Annotated in this window: 16 protein-coding genes; 10 read left to right on the top strand and 6 right to left on the bottom strand. The window is 59.3% G+C overall.

Annotated elements, in window-relative coordinates; genetic code table 11:
* The first annotated feature begins 9 nt into the window (after positions 1 to 9).
* The 3 genes from HU755_RS16710 to HU755_RS16700 all read left to right on the top strand — a co-directional run bounded on the left by HU755_RS16710 (position 10) and on the right by HU755_RS16700 (position 3,521).
* Positions 10 to 432: a nuclear transport factor 2 family protein gene (locus HU755_RS16710; protein WP_186634593.1), complete on the top strand. Its 423-nt coding sequence runs from the start codon at positions 10 to 12 to the stop codon at positions 430 to 432.
* Positions 433 to 483: 51 nt separating this feature from the next.
* Entirely contained in the window at positions 484 to 1,986 is a 1,503-nt protein-coding gene (locus HU755_RS16705; protein ID WP_186634590.1) for a cytosine permease, read from the top strand.
* Between the two features lie 155 nt (positions 1,987 to 2,141).
* Entirely contained in the window at positions 2,142 to 3,521 is a 1,380-nt protein-coding gene (locus HU755_RS16700; RefSeq protein WP_186620383.1) for a sodium:solute symporter, read from the top strand.
* Positions 3,522 to 3,682: 161 nt separating this feature from the next.
* Here HU755_RS16700 and HU755_RS27690 read toward each other — a convergent pair whose 3' ends face one another.
* On the bottom strand, positions 3,683 to 3,811 hold the full coding sequence (locus HU755_RS27690; protein WP_003184145.1) for a PA1414 family protein: 129 nt from the start codon (positions 3,809 to 3,811) through the stop codon (positions 3,683 to 3,685).
* Between the two features lie 141 nt (positions 3,812 to 3,952).
* Positions 3,953 to 4,846: a LysR substrate-binding domain-containing protein gene (locus HU755_RS16695; protein WP_186634587.1), complete on the bottom strand. Its 894-nt coding sequence runs from the start codon at positions 4,844 to 4,846 to the stop codon at positions 3,953 to 3,955.
* A 104-nt stretch (positions 4,847 to 4,950) separates the two neighbouring features.
* Between HU755_RS16695 and HU755_RS16690 the strand changes: the two genes are divergently transcribed.
* Positions 4,951 to 6,132, top strand: coding sequence for an MFS transporter (locus HU755_RS16690; protein ID WP_186634585.1), 1,182 nt, complete (start codon positions 4,951 to 4,953; stop codon positions 6,130 to 6,132).
* Here HU755_RS16690 and HU755_RS16685 read toward each other — a convergent pair.
* From HU755_RS16685 to HU755_RS16675, 3 genes are all read right to left on the bottom strand, one after another.
* Positions 6,077 to 7,009, bottom strand: coding sequence for a DMT family transporter (locus HU755_RS16685; RefSeq protein ID WP_186548741.1), 933 nt, complete (start codon positions 7,007 to 7,009; stop codon positions 6,077 to 6,079). The two genes, HU755_RS16690 and HU755_RS16685, sit on opposite strands and share 56 nt — an antisense overlap.
* A gap of 282 nt (positions 7,010 to 7,291) precedes the next feature.
* Positions 7,292 to 7,684: a DUF2177 family protein gene (locus tag HU755_RS16680; protein WP_186634623.1), complete on the bottom strand. Its 393-nt coding sequence runs from the start codon at positions 7,682 to 7,684 to the stop codon at positions 7,292 to 7,294.
* A 131-nt stretch (positions 7,685 to 7,815) separates the two neighbouring features.
* Complete coding sequence (locus tag HU755_RS16675) at positions 7,816 to 8,652, bottom strand: S1 RNA-binding domain-containing protein (RefSeq protein WP_186548743.1); 837 nt, start codon at positions 8,650 to 8,652, stop codon at positions 7,816 to 7,818.
* A 338-nt stretch (positions 8,653 to 8,990) separates the two neighbouring features.
* On the opposite strand from HU755_RS16675, the gene HU755_RS16670 reads away from it, so the two are divergent.
* The 3 genes from HU755_RS16670 (at position 8,991) to HU755_RS16660 (ending at position 11,049) form a co-directional block, all read left to right on the top strand.
* On the top strand, positions 8,991 to 9,179 hold the full coding sequence (locus HU755_RS16670) for a hypothetical protein (RefSeq protein ID WP_016985943.1): 189 nt from the start codon (positions 8,991 to 8,993) through the stop codon (positions 9,177 to 9,179).
* 206 nt (positions 9,180 to 9,385) lie between these two features.
* Entirely contained in the window at positions 9,386 to 10,102 is a 717-nt protein-coding gene (locus HU755_RS16665) for a TorF family putative porin (protein WP_186548745.1), read from the top strand.
* A 77-nt stretch (positions 10,103 to 10,179) separates the two neighbouring features.
* Entirely contained in the window at positions 10,180 to 11,049 is an 870-nt protein-coding gene (locus HU755_RS16660; protein ID WP_186634582.1) for a DUF6279 family lipoprotein, read from the top strand.
* A gap of 121 nt (positions 11,050 to 11,170) precedes the next feature.
* On the opposite strand, the gene HU755_RS16655 is transcribed toward HU755_RS16660, so the two are convergent.
* Positions 11,171 to 11,563 carry a transcriptional regulator gene (locus HU755_RS16655; RefSeq protein ID WP_186634620.1) on the bottom strand — a complete coding sequence of 131 codons (393 nt, stop codon included), beginning with the start codon at positions 11,561 to 11,563 and terminating at the stop codon, positions 11,171 to 11,173.
* Positions 11,564 to 11,738: 175 nt separating this feature from the next.
* On the opposite strand from HU755_RS16655, the gene HU755_RS16650 reads away from it, so the two are divergent.
* The 3 genes from HU755_RS16650 (at position 11,739) to HU755_RS16645 (ending at position 13,417) form a co-directional block, all read left to right on the top strand.
* A complete protein-coding gene (locus HU755_RS16650; RefSeq protein ID WP_186634579.1) occupies positions 11,739 to 12,482 on the top strand; it encodes a thioredoxin family protein in 744 nt (247 codons plus the stop codon).
* A 156-nt stretch (positions 12,483 to 12,638) separates the two neighbouring features.
* Positions 12,639 to 12,809 carry a YhfG family protein gene (locus tag HU755_RS27495; RefSeq protein WP_225922823.1) on the top strand — a complete coding sequence of 57 codons (171 nt, stop codon included), beginning with the start codon at positions 12,639 to 12,641 and terminating at the stop codon, positions 12,807 to 12,809.
* Positions 12,806 to 13,417, top strand: a complete 612-nt coding sequence (locus tag HU755_RS16645) for a Fic family protein (protein WP_186634576.1) — start codon at positions 12,806 to 12,808, stop codon at positions 13,415 to 13,417. Before HU755_RS27495 ends, HU755_RS16645 begins: the two co-directional genes overlap by 4 nt.
* Positions 13,418 to 13,465: the final 48 nt, after the last annotated feature.

Raw genomic sequence — 13,465 nt, 5'->3', positions numbered from 1 at the left:
GGGTCGGTCATGCACGAACATGATCAGGTTTTGCACGCGGCCGCCGAACTGGTCGCCGCGTTTGCGCGCAATGATCGCGAAGCTTACTTCGGGGCTTTCAGCGCCGATGCCAGCTTCGTTTTCTACACCCTCGACCAGCCGTTGCTGTCGCGCGATGCCTATCAGGCGTTGTGGGACCGCTGGCGCGCCGAGGAGGGTTTCGAGGTGCTGTCGTGTACCTCGAGCAACGCCTTCGTCAGCCTGCAAGGTGACGTGGCGATTTTCATCCATGACGTGGCCACCGAGCTGCGCATGCAAGGGGAGCAACACTTTAGCCAGGAGCGCGAGACGATTGTTTTCAAAAAACAAACGTCGAGCCTAGAACAACAAGGCCTCTGGCTGGCCTGTCATGAACATTTGTCCGCAATGCCGGAAGGGCTGCCATCCCCTTAGCCAAGGGTGACGCTCACGCACGATGAGCGCGCCTGATGATCGGAGCAGATCATGAATAACAACAACAACGAAAAACGCCTTAGCAGCATAGAAACAAACGGGGTCGAACAGATTCCCGACCACGAACGCGACGCCCGACCCAGCGACTTGTTTCGCTTGATCTTCGGCGGCGCCAATACCTTCGCCACCGCTGTACTCGGCAGTTTCCCGGTGCTGTTCGGCCTGTCATTTCAGGCTGGCGTCTGGGCGATTGTGCTGGGTGTGGTGGTCGGTGCGCTGATCCTCGCGCCGATGGGCCTGTTCGGCCCGATCAACGGCACCAACAACGCCGTGTCTTCCGGTGCGCACTTCGGCGTGCACGGGCGGATTGTCGGTTCGTTCCTGTCGTTATTGACGGCGATCGCGTTCTTCTCGCTCTCGGTGTGGAGTTCCGGCGATGCACTGGTCGGCGGCGCCAAACGCCTGCTCGATCTGCCGGAAACCGACCTGACCCTGGGCCTGGCCTACGGCTTGTTCGCACTGCTGGTGCTGACCGTGTGCATCTACGGCTTCCGCTTCATGCTGTGGGTCAACCGCATCGCAGTGTGGGCCGCGAGCCTGTTGTTCCTGCTCGGCATCTTCGCTTTCGCCCCCGCTTTCGACAGCCAGTACGCCGGCAGCGTGGCGCTGGGTCAGGCCGGGTTCTGGGCGGCGTTCATCGGCGCGGCGCTGGTGGCGATGAGCAATCCGATCTCCTTCGGTGCGTTCCTTGGCGACTGGTCGCGCTACATCCCGCGTGAAACGCCGAAGGGACGGATCATGCTGGCAGTGATCGCCGCGCAACTGGCCACGTTGATCCCGTTTCTGTTCGGCCTTGCCACCGCAACCATCGTCGCGATCAAGGCGCCGGATTACATCGCGGCGAACAACTACGTGGGCGGTTTGCTGGCGGTGTCGCCGAGCTGGTTTTTCCTGCCGGTGTGCCTGATTGCGGTGATCGGCGGCATGTCGACCGGCACCACCTCGCTGTATGGCACCGGGCTGGACATGTCCAGCGTGTTTCCGCGGGTGCTGTCGCGGGTCAAGGCGACCTTGCTGATCGGCGTGCTGTCGATTGCCTTCATCTTTATCGGCCGTTTCGCCGCCAACCTGGTGCAGAGCGTATCGACCTTCGCCGTGCTGATCATCACCTGCACCACGCCGTGGATGGTGATCATGATCATCGGCCTGCTGGTGCGTCGCGGCTTCTACTGCCCGGAAGACCTGCAAGTGTTCACCCGCGGCGAACAGGGCGGACGCTACTGGTTCAACCATGGCTGGAACTGGCGCGGCCTCGGTGCGTGGATCCCGAGCGCACTGGTCGGCCTGTGCTTCGTCAACCTGCCGGGACAGTTTGTCGGCCCGCTGGGCGAACTGGCCGGCGGCATCGACATCAGCTTGCCGGTGACATTGGGCCTGGCGTCGGTGGTGTATCTGACGCTGTTGCGCTTGTTCCCGGAGCCTCGGGAGGTGTTTGGGCCCGGGGACGCGCGCAGCGAAGCCGCCCTGAAACCCGAACTGCGTCAGGCCGCCTGATCCACACAAAACCCTGTAGGAGTGAGCCTGCTCGCGATGACTGCAGCACATCCAACACAGATGTGACTGAAAGACCGCTATCGCGAGCAGGCTCACTCCTACAAGGGAACTGATCTCAGCCTCATCATAAAAAAGACAATCGGAGACACGCCATCATGGCTTTGGATTTATTCGTCGTCCTCATCTACGCCGCCGGCATGCTCTTGCTCGGCTATTTCGGCATGCGCAAGGCCAAGACCAACGAGGACTTTCTCGTGGCCGGTCGCAACCTCGGCCCCAGTCTGTACATGGGCACCATGGCCGCGACCGTACTCGGCGGTGCGTCCACCGTCGGCACCGTGCGCCTGGGCTATGTGCACGGTATCTCCGGCTTCTGGCTGTGTGCGGCGCTGGGTTGCGGCATCGTCGCGCTGAACCTGTTCCTCGCCAAGCCGCTGCTGAAACTGAAGATCTACACCGTTACCCAGGTCCTGGAAAAGCGCTACAACCCGATGGCGCGCTCGGCGAGTGCGGCGATCATGCTGGCCTACGCGCTGATGATCGGCGTGACCTCGATCCTCGCCATCGGCACCGTGCTGCAAGTGCTGTTCGGCCTGCCGTTCTGGATCTCGGTGCTGCTCGGCGGTGGCGTGGTGGTGATTTACTCGGCGATCGGCGGGATGTGGTCGCTGACCCTGACCGACATCGTGCAGTTCATCATCAAGACCGTCGGCCTGATGTTCATCCTCTTGCCGATTTGCCTGTACCGCGTCGGCGGCTGGGACGAATTGGTGCTGAAGCTGCCGGCCACCGCCTTCAGCTTCACCACGATCGGCTGGGACACGATCATCACTTACTTCATGATCTACTTCTTCGGCATCCTGATCGGTCAGGACATCTGGCAACGGGTATTTACCGTCAAGACCGCCAAGGTCGCGCAATACGCCGGCAGCATCGCGGGAATTTACTGCATCCTTTACGGCCTGGCTTGCGCGCTGATCGGCATGGCAGCGCACGTGCTGATTCCGGATCTGGACAACGTCAACAACGCGTTCGCCGCCATCGTCAAACTGTCGCTGCCTGACGGGATCCGTGGTCTGGTCATCGCGGCCGCGCTGGCCGCCATGATGTCCACCGCCAGCGCCGGCCTGCTCGCCGCCGCCACCACGCTGACCGAAGACCTGCTGCCGAAACTGCGTGGCGGCAAGCAGTCGAGCCTGGGCGTGAACCGCTTGTTCACCCTGCTGACGGGTATCGTCGTGCTGGGTATCGCACTGGTGGTGAATGACGTGATCAGCGCCCTCACTCTCGCCTACAACCTGCTGGTCGGTGGCATGCTGATTCCGCTGATCGGGGCGATCTTCTGGAAACGCGCGACCACCGCCGGCGCCATCGCCAGCATGGGCCTGGGCTTCGCCACGGCGCTGCTGTTCATGTTCAAGGACGGTCTGGACGCCAATACGCCGATCTATTACAGCCTGGCGGTGGGTCTGGTGAGTTTCGTCGTGGTCAGCTTGTGCTCGCGTCGCCCGGCCACGGTGGCGACTGCGGTCTGAACTTGATGTAACGACTCGATGTTTTCTTCAGCGGGTGTGGCGTCGGTGGCCACACCCGTTTTTTTTGCCTGGATAAAAGCAAAAGATCGCAGCCTTCGGCAGCTCCTACCATGTGTAGAAACTGCCAACGGCTGCGATCTTGAAATCTCTTATCGGTGGTATTAACGCCGACGTGGCTGGCGCCGACGCTGCTCGTCATCAGTGCGAATCGGTACCGGTTGCAGAGGCGGTTCGATCAAGCCGAGGGCAACACCCAGGTCGTGCAGCCAGTTTTGAATTTTCTCTTTCATCGTATGCCCCCTTCAGGGTGGTGCTGAGCGGCCGGAATTCTGTGGCGGCTTCGCACTGATAATAGTCCGAAGTCCTACGCAATGCTCGGTGAAATCCGCAATGATCTGTTACTGAATTGAACAGAATCTGTTGCAACAGGTTCACGCTGTTTCACGGGTCTCCAGCGCAGGCGCGGGATAGACCGCTTGCTGCACCTCGATCCATGCATTGAGATTCGCTCCGACCATGCCTTTGCGCCACATGAGCCATGTTGTCGCAGCCACGAACGGCTCGGCCAGCGGATGCGCCGCAACACTTTCGCGGCCGGGCAGACTGGCCAGCATCGATTCCGCCATCAGCGCCACGCCACTGCCGGCGATCACGCAGGCGAGCATGCCCTGATACGACTCGATCTCCATCGCCCGGCCCATGGCCGCGTGGTAGTGGGCGTACCAGGCTTCCAGGCGCATGCGATAAGAGCAGCCCTGACGAAAGGTGAACACCGCGCGCCCTTGCACATCGAGCGCGCTGCGCACCGGCGGATGATCGATTTCGGTGATCAGCACCAGCCGTTCTTCGCACAATGGCACGCCGTCGAGTCCGGCCAGTTCCAGCGGACCATCGACCAACGCGGCATCAAGGCGTCCGCTGAGCAGACCTTCAAGCAACTCACCGCTCGGCGCCGACTGCACCTGCAGATTCACCGCCGGGTACTGCTTGTGATAACGCGCCAGCAACGCCGGCAGATGGATCGCCGCCGTGCTGTACATGGTGCCCAAGGCAAAATCCCCCGCCGGTTGACCGCCCATCACCGCAGCACTGGCCTGGTCACGCAGGGCGAACAACTTGCCGGTGTAGTCCAGCAGGACTTTTCCCGCAGGCGACAACTGCAAACGCTGACGCTCGCGGACGAACAGTTCGACGCCCAATTGCTCTTCAAGCTGTTTCAGGCGGGTCGACAGATTCGACGGTACCCGGTGCAGGCGTTCGGCAGCACGGGTGATCGAACCTTCTTCGGCAACGGCCTGAAAAATCCGCAGTTGGCTGAACTCCACAAGCTTTCTCCTGAACAGAACAAGTTACTCACTATTATTCAATTTTAAAGAAAGTCAATCAGCCCTAGCCTGACGGTCATTGTTCTTTTGACGGAAGCCCGACCATGTCGCCGCTGATTCGCTTATCCGCCTGCTTCGTTGCCCTGATGATGGCCATGGGCATCGGACGTTTCGCCCTGACTCCGCAAATGCCGCACTTGCTCAGCGAAGGCCAGTTCGACCTGACGGCCGCCGGCCTGATCGCGGCGGCCAACTACCTGGGCTATCTGCTGGGTGCCGTGGATGCGATGTTCGCGCATCGTCCGCAGCAGGTGCAGCGCCGCCTGCACGGCGGTTTGTGGCTATGCGTGCTGCTGACACTGGCCTCGTTCTGGGCCAACGGTTTCTGGTCGCACCTGATGCTGCGCTTTGGCACCGGCGTCGCCAGCGCCTGGGTGCTGGTGATGATCACGTCACTCAGTCAGCCACTGGCGGCGGCAGCGGGTCGGCCACGCTGGGGCGCGCTGGTCTTTGCCGGGCCGGGTCTGGGAATTTTTCTGACAGGGTTGCTGGCGCTGATCTCACATCGATTGCAGCAGACATCAGCGACGCTGTGGCTGATTTATGCCGGCGCCGCGTTGCTGATGATGCTCGGGGTCTGGCGGCTCCTGCCGCAGCCCCCGGTTGTAGTGACGGCAGCGACGACCCAAGTGGCTTCAGCAAGTCGTGGCATCGGCAGGTTGGCGCTGGTGTACGCGCTGTACGGCATCGGCTACATCATCCCGGCGACGTTTCTCGCGCAAATGGCCAATGCGCAGTTTCACGGGCAATGGCAAGCAGATCTGTTCTGGCCGTGCTTCGGCCTGGGCGCGGCGATTGGCGTGTGGCTGGTGAGCTTGCGCCGGCATGATCGCGAAACCACGCGGCACTGGCTGATGGCGACGCTGTGGCTGCAAGCGGCCGGCGTGTTTGCCTGCCTGCTGGGCAGTGGCCTCGGCCTGGCGTTGGGCGTGCTCCTGTGCGGCACGCCGTTTCTGGCCTGCATGCAACTGGTCATGCAACGCTCGCGGGAGCTGGCGCCCCACGCTGTCCAGCGTAATGCCGGCCTGCTGACGGCGTGCTTTGCCATCGGCCAGCTCAGCGGCCCGTTGCTGGCGGCGCTGAGCAGCCATTTCAGTGGCGGTTTGCAGCCGGCATTGGTCATCGCCGGCGCAGGCCTGTTGATTGCAGGCGGTCTGGCGCGGCAGTCGACTAACGCTGGCCCAGCGCTTTGCGCAAACGCCGACGCAGCCACTGTTCGGCGCTGACGAAGGTGATGCCGAGCAACACCAGTACGGCGCCGATGACAAAGTTCAGGCTCAACGCTTCACCGAGCAGCAAGACGCCAAAGGTCACACCGAACAACGGCGTCATGAACGAGAACACCGCCAGGTTGGCCGCCAGATAACGGCGCAGCAGCCAGAACCACACCAGGTAACTGAAGAACGACACCACCAGTCCCTGAAACAGCACGCTGGCCACCGCCACGGTGGTCAGGCTGACGTGGGTGATCTGGCCGCTGAACAGCGCAATCAACAGCAGGCCGATGAAACCGACCATTAACTGGTAAAACAAGGTCAGCGTTACCGGCGCTTCCGACAATCGCGAGGCACGCACCACTACGGTGGTCGCGCCCCAGCAAGCGCCGGCCAGCACGCCGAAGGCATCGCCCAGCAGCATGCGCCGGTCGAGGTTATCCCACGACACACCGCCGGCGAAGGCAATCGCGATGCCGATGAACGCGAGCAGAATCCCCAGCCATTGCAGCGGTCGCAGGCGCTCACTGGCCAGCAGGAAATGCACGCCGAGTGCAGTAAAAATCGGCGCGGTATACAGGAACACCGACATGTGCGCGGCCGTCGTCAGTTGCAGACCTTCAGCGATGAACAGGAACTCCAGACCAAACAACGCACCGGCCAGCAAGCCGCCACGCCAAGTGCTGCCGACCTGATCCCAGCCGCCCTTCCAGCAGATCAGCAGGCCGACCAGCAGCGCGGAAATCCCCGAGCGCCCCGCCGCCTGCATCACCGGCGCGATGTCCGCGGCAGCCCACTTGATCAGCACTTGTTGCACACCCCAGATCAGGCACAGGCCGATCATCACTTGCAGGGCAAACCCGTCGGCATTACGCCGCTCGGCACTCACCGCAACACCTCGTACGCACACAACATGGCAGGCCATCCAATGGTCAGAAATCAATGTTGAGGATTATCAATCAGACGCGCGGAAAAAGGCGTCTGGAAAAGACATTTAGTTCGCCAGTGACGCCAGTGCTGAATGGTTGACGGCTGCGCCGTCATTCGCGGGCAAGCCCGCTCCCACAGGGGATTTGCGGTGGAAGTGGAATATGTGAACGAGGGGAATTCATTGTGGGAGCGGGCTTGCTCGCGAAGAGGCCAGCATTGCCAACGCAACTGAAAGATCAGCTCACGCAAACCGCTTCGCCACCAAATAACCCACCGTGCAAGCAACCGCCGTCGCCACTGTGCCCCACGTCCAGTCCATCAAACTCACCTGCATCGACCAGCCGCGCAAGGTCGCCCAATTGGTCAGGTCATAGGTGCCATAGGCCACCAGCCCCAACAGCGCACCGAGCTTCGCCGCTCGCTGCCAGCTCAGCGCCGGCAACACCACAAACACCACACAGCCGAAAACGTACAGGCAATAAAAAACCGCTGCGGGGACCAGCAGCGGTTGTTCCAGCATCAGCGCACCGAGCAGTTCGCGATAGGTCGGCGCCATCAGCAGCCCGAGCCAGATGCCGTCGAGCAGCAGAAACGTCAGCAGCGTAGCGACGTACGCGATCAGCGGCTTTTTCATTTGCTCATCTCTCTTGATGTAGGCGCTGCCGACGGCTGCGATGTTTTGGTCTGTTTTTTCAAGATCAAGATCAACAGATCGTCCGAACGCGGACCGAGCCTTCGGCAGCGCCAACATGGGCCTGCGAGAACTCAGGTCAGTTCAATGCGATCGGCGTGAATGACGATCTTGCCTTCCTTGTACAGCGAACCGATGGCTTTCTTGAAGTTGCCTTTGCTGACGCCGAACAGGCTGCTGATCAACGCCGGGTCGCTCTTGTCGCTGACCGCCAGGGTGCCGTCGTTTTCACGCAACTTGCCGAGGATCTTCGAACTCAGGCTGCTGGCCGCTTCCTGGCCGACCGGTTGCAGGCTCAGGCTGATTTTGCCGTCGGCGCGCACTTCCTTGATGAAGCCTTTTTCGCGCATGCCCGAGCGCATGAACTTGAAGATTTCGTTTTTGTGGATCAAGCCCCAGTGCTTGTTGTTGATGATCGCCTTGAAGCCCATGTCGGTGGCTTCGGCCACCAGCAGGTCAACTTCCTGGCCCGGGCTGTAAGTCGCAGGGGTCTTGTCCAGATAACGATCAAGCCGCGCGGTGGCGGTGATACGGCGGGTGTGTTTGTCGAGGTAGACATGCACCACGCAATAGTCGCCAGCGGTCATCTGCCGTTTCTCTTCCGAGTACGGCAACAACAGATCCTTTGGCAGCCCCCAATCGAGGAATACCCCGATGCTGTTGACTTCAACCACTTTCAGGCTGGCAAATTCGCCGACCTGAACTTTCGGTTTTTCCGTAGTGGCGAGAAGTTTGTCTTCGCTGTCCAGATAAATAAAAACATTGAGCCAGTCTTCATCTTCGCTGGGAATATCTTTGGGGATATAACGGTTGGGCAACAGAATCTCGCCGTCAGCACCGCCGTCCAGATATAAACCGAAGTTAGTGTGTTTAACCACTTGCAAACTGTTGTAACGCCCGACTAAAGCCATTTCCAGAACCCTCATTGCGTGGGCGGCATTCTACCCGTTTTTACCGGCAACGTCGGGCGCCAGATCCTCGCAGCGCTAAATCTGCTTCAACGCATTGATTTTCCTCGTTTGCAGCCCGACGAGATGCCACTCGTCAGTCCAGCCGAGCGCGTGGCGGCCATCCGCCGAAGCACCGTCAGAATAAATGTTCGTATTTAAAACAGCAGCTTAGCCACCTATTACGAACATCGAAGCGACAATAATGCAGCGCCGGGGTTGGTTATTCCGGGGGATATTTACCAAGCAATTGTCAAGTTATTCCTGTACGATGCCTGGCCGAGTTACTTTTCTAAAGGTTAATGGCCGCCATGCGTGTAAAAGCATCCACCAGCAAAGCAAAGCCAGCTCCAGCCGTTGAAACCAGCGAATCGATCAACGATCAAATCGCAGCGTTCCTCAAATCCGGCGGCGAAATTCAGCAAATTGCCAAAGGCGTCAGCGGCCAGACGTTCGGCCCGTCCAAGCAGATCAGCCTGGGCAAGAAGTAACAACCCGGTTTACCCCCGTCCAGAGGCGCTTTGAGCTTCGAAGCGCCTGGACTGGCACCGCGCAATTCCCCCTTCGCTTTAAACAAAAACCTCGAAAATCGACGAACGGCCATCAATGCCGAGCATTCGCCGGTATCCTTGCACGCGTCTAGATCAAGCGTTTCAGCAGGCCCATGGTCCTGCGCTCGCGGTTCATGGAGTGACGCATGCGCCTATCTTCCTGTTTATTGCTCGTCAGCCTGCTATCGGCAGCGACCGCGCACGCCCAGGTTTTTCAGCGCGAACTGGGCGATTTCGATCTCAAACTCGGCACGACTCCCAGCCGCAGCATGGCCCAGGGCCTGGTGAAACCGGCGGCGGTCGGCTCATTCCATGGCGGCCTCGACTTGAGTCACGACAGCGGCGTGTATTTCGGCCAATACGCACCGAGCATGGGCATCACGCCGGGCAAGAATCTTGAAATCGACTCCTACGTAGGCTTTAAGCAGCCTTTCGATCAGACCCTCGGCTATGAAGTCGGAATGATCCACTACAGCTATCCTCGCGTGGACACCCTCGACAGTCAGGAGGTGTTCGGCGGGCTGACCCTGCTCGGCAGCCGCTTCGGCGTCGCCTTGAGCAACGACCCGGATAAACAGAACAACACGCTGTTTGCCGATCTCGGCGGTAACCAACCGTTCGGCATCGGTGTCAGTATGAAATACACCACCCATCAACTGAACACCCCCGCCGCGGTGGACGGTGGCTATATCAGCAGTTTCACCGACTGGTCGGTGAAGTTGTCCCGGCCGTTCATGGGCGTCGATCTCGACCTGATCTATAGCAATTCCAGCCTCAGCGGCAGCGATTGTTCGGCCTATTCCGGGCACAACAGCCAGTGCGACGGTCTCGTCACCCTCAAGGCTGCCCACGCCTTCTATTGATCGGCTGAACTGCCGCGCGCATCCTGCATCACATAAGAATCAGATTCCCGAAGCCAGGCTCTCGCAAGGATTTGCCCATGTCTCGCTGGTTCAAACAGATTGCCGCCCTGCTGATCTTTACCCTCGCCCTCGGCGCCTGCAGCCGTGTCGGCCTGGCCTACCGCAACCTCGACGTGATCATCCCGTGGACGCTTGGCGACTACGTGGACATGAACGGCGAGCAGAAAGACTGGTTCAACGAACGCCTCAAGGGCCACTTGAGCTGGCACTGCACCACTCAATTGCCGGGTTACCTTGACTGGCTGGACCGATTGCAGGCCATGGTCGAACGCAATCAAATCACCGACGCCGCCCTGCAGGAACGCACCGCCGAAGCCAAACAGGCGATCGCCGAAACCGCGCGGGAAATCACCCCGTCGGCCATCGAACTGCTGCAAGGCCTGGACGATAAACAGGTCGCGGAAATGAACGACGCGTTCGCCAAGGATCTGCGCAAGCGCCAGCAGGAATACCTCAAACCGCCCTTGGCGCAACAAATCAAGGAACGCGGTGAACGCATGGAAAAACGCCTGAATGACTGGCTGGGGCCGTTGAGCGACACGCAGAAGCAACGCGTCGCAGCCTGGAGCAACGCGCTGGGCGATCAGAACACCCAGTGGATTGCCAACCGCGCCCACTGGCAGCAACAGTTCAGCGCCGCCGTTGCGCAACGCAACAGTCCGGAATTCCCACAACGCATCGAGACGCTTCTGGTCAACCGCGAGCAGTTATGGACAGCGGATTACCGCAAGGCCTACGCCAACACGGAAGCGCAGGCACGTGCACTGTTTGTCGACCTTATGGCCGAGAGCACGCCGCAACAGCGAGAGCGCTTGTTGAAGAAGATCGAGGGCGTGCGCAAAGACTTCAATGACCTCAAATGCCTGAAGGCCGCACAAAAATCTTGAGAAATACACATCCCCCTGTAGGAGTGAGCCTGCTCGCGATAGCGTTTTCCCTGTCAGGACATCTGTGCCTGAGAGACCGCTATCGCGAGCAGGCTCACTCCTACAAGGGGTCGGTGTTCAGTCAGGCAATCTGCGCCTTGGAGGCGACTTCATCAAATGTCAGCTCATCCAGCGCATCCTCCTGCTCATCCAGCACCTGACGCGGATGGTCATTGCCGGGAATGCTGCTGTCGATCAGGCTCAGCAATCTCGAGCCACGCGGCGTCAGCACGAAGTTCTCGCCATTGCCGCCCTCTTCCTCCGGCCGAGGCTCGATGTAGCCGCGCTCCAGCAAGAGCTTTTCGTATTGGCAGGCCTCTGTTTTCAAGTGATCCAGATTCCCTACGGATTCACCGACCGCCGCCTGGTCCGCAGCATGCTGCTCGGCATAAGATCGTGGCGTAAAACTGTGGCCAGCGCTGTTCTGCACTTCATGCAGCAAACGCTCAATCAAATCCCAGTTATAAGTCGTCATCCTGATCCAACCTCCGGTGCGGGTGATGTGTGCCGCGTTCAAAGGTTGTGACCGAAGCGCTGCGCAGCCGTTCAGCCGCATTTACGGCGTCCGACCGACCGACGGTGTGTCGATTCTTCGGTACGTTAAACGACTAGTCTGAAACAGCCGGTTTAACCCCGCAGGAGACATCGTCATGAACGTTGAGAACCATCCGGTGGTAACACGCGAAGCCTGGCTCGCCGCCCGCCAGCAACACCTGGCCCACGAAAAAGCCTTCACCCGGGAACGCGACCGCCTCAGCGCCGAGCGCCGCGCCCTGCCGTGGGTAAAAGTCGATAAGGATTACCATTTCCAGAGCGCGAGCGGCGAAGTGAAACTCAACGACCTGTTCGGCAAGCACAGCCAGTTGATCATTTACCACTTCATGTTCGCCAAAGATTGGCAGGAAGGTTGCCAGGGCTGCTCGTTCCTCAGCGATCACATCGACGGCGCCAATCAACATCTGGCCCACCACGATGTCGCGGTGGTAGCAGTGTCCCACGCGCCGTTTAACGAGTTTCAGGCATTCAAACAGAGGATGGGCTGGAAGTTCGACTGGGTTTCGTCCGAGGGTTGCGACTTCAATTACGACTTCGGCGTCTGCGCTCGGGCTGAAGACGTCGCGGAGGGAAAAGCCACGTACAACTACGAAAAAACCGACAGCGCCGAGGAAGAAATGCCGGGGCTGAGCGTGTTTTATCGCAACGACCAAGGCGAGATTTTCCACACCTATTCAACATACGCCCGAGGCCTGGACATGCTGGTCGGCGCTTACCACTACCTTGATCTGACGCCCAAGGGCAGAAATGAGGACGAGATCATGGAATGGGTGCGGCATCATGACCGGTACGACGAAGTGATGAAGCCAGGCTGCTGTCATGGCGAGCAGCGTTCTTGAGCGTAATCTGTGACCGTAGGCTAGCCTGGCGTACTTACGCGCCGAAAGCGCACGGCGAGTGGATTCACCAGGACTTTCGATTGTGCGATGCTAGGTCATCGGGCCCATCGGGTGCCCGTCCGCTATAATAGGCGCACCTGACATTGAGGGGGCAGGATGGAAAAGCTCAGTTTAGAAACCAAGAAAGTTTGGTTCGCCAAGCATCGCAGAGCCAACTTCGCAGCTAGTTTGCGTCTGGAAGGTTTCGCTCCTTCGCCTTGCGATGGAGACATCAAACTTCCTACTCGGGAGGCTGCCTTGAAAGCCGTCCGGCACGTAAAACCTTGAGTAATGATAAATACGGTGCTGACCAAGCCCCGGATTGCTATCCGGGGTCAGACGTACTCATCAATCTGCTCGATTTACGCACTGCGGAGGATCTGGACGAAGCGGAACGCTATATCAACGAAGTAGCTGCCGCGAAGCTTGAATTCATTACCCCTCCGTACAGTCTTGCTACGTTGAGGGACGTTCACCGCACCTTATTCGAAAAAGTTTATTCTTGGGCGGGTGAAATCCGCACGCTGGCGATCAGCAAAGGCAGCACCCGTTTTTGCAGCCCGGACTTCATTGAGCGCGAGGTCGAAAAAGAGTTTTCGAAAATGGCCGCTGCGGGCTGGTTCGAGGACTATTCTCGTGATCACCTCATCCACACCGTGGCCGAGACGTATGGAAATATCAACGTTGCCCACCCGTTCAGAGAAGGTAACGGACGAACCCAGCGTATCGTCTTTGAGTACATTATTCTCAACGCAGGCTATTCAATCGATTGGCATTCAGTAAATCGCGAGGGATGGATTGATGCATGCATTCACTCCTTCTACGGAGTTGATCAACCTCTTATCGATATCTTTGATCGCTGCATCGGCACTTCGCTAAGTGAGTTGGACTTGTGATCCAAATTCTCACTGCTAAGCACACTGAACTTTTCCCAGGCTTTAGCC

It is taken from the genome of Pseudomonas sp. SWRI111, assembly GCF_014268555.1.
Taxonomy (GTDB): domain Bacteria; phylum Pseudomonadota; class Gammaproteobacteria; order Pseudomonadales; family Pseudomonadaceae; genus Aquipseudomonas; species Aquipseudomonas hamedanensis.
This window is presented reverse-complemented; position numbering and strand designations above follow the sequence as displayed.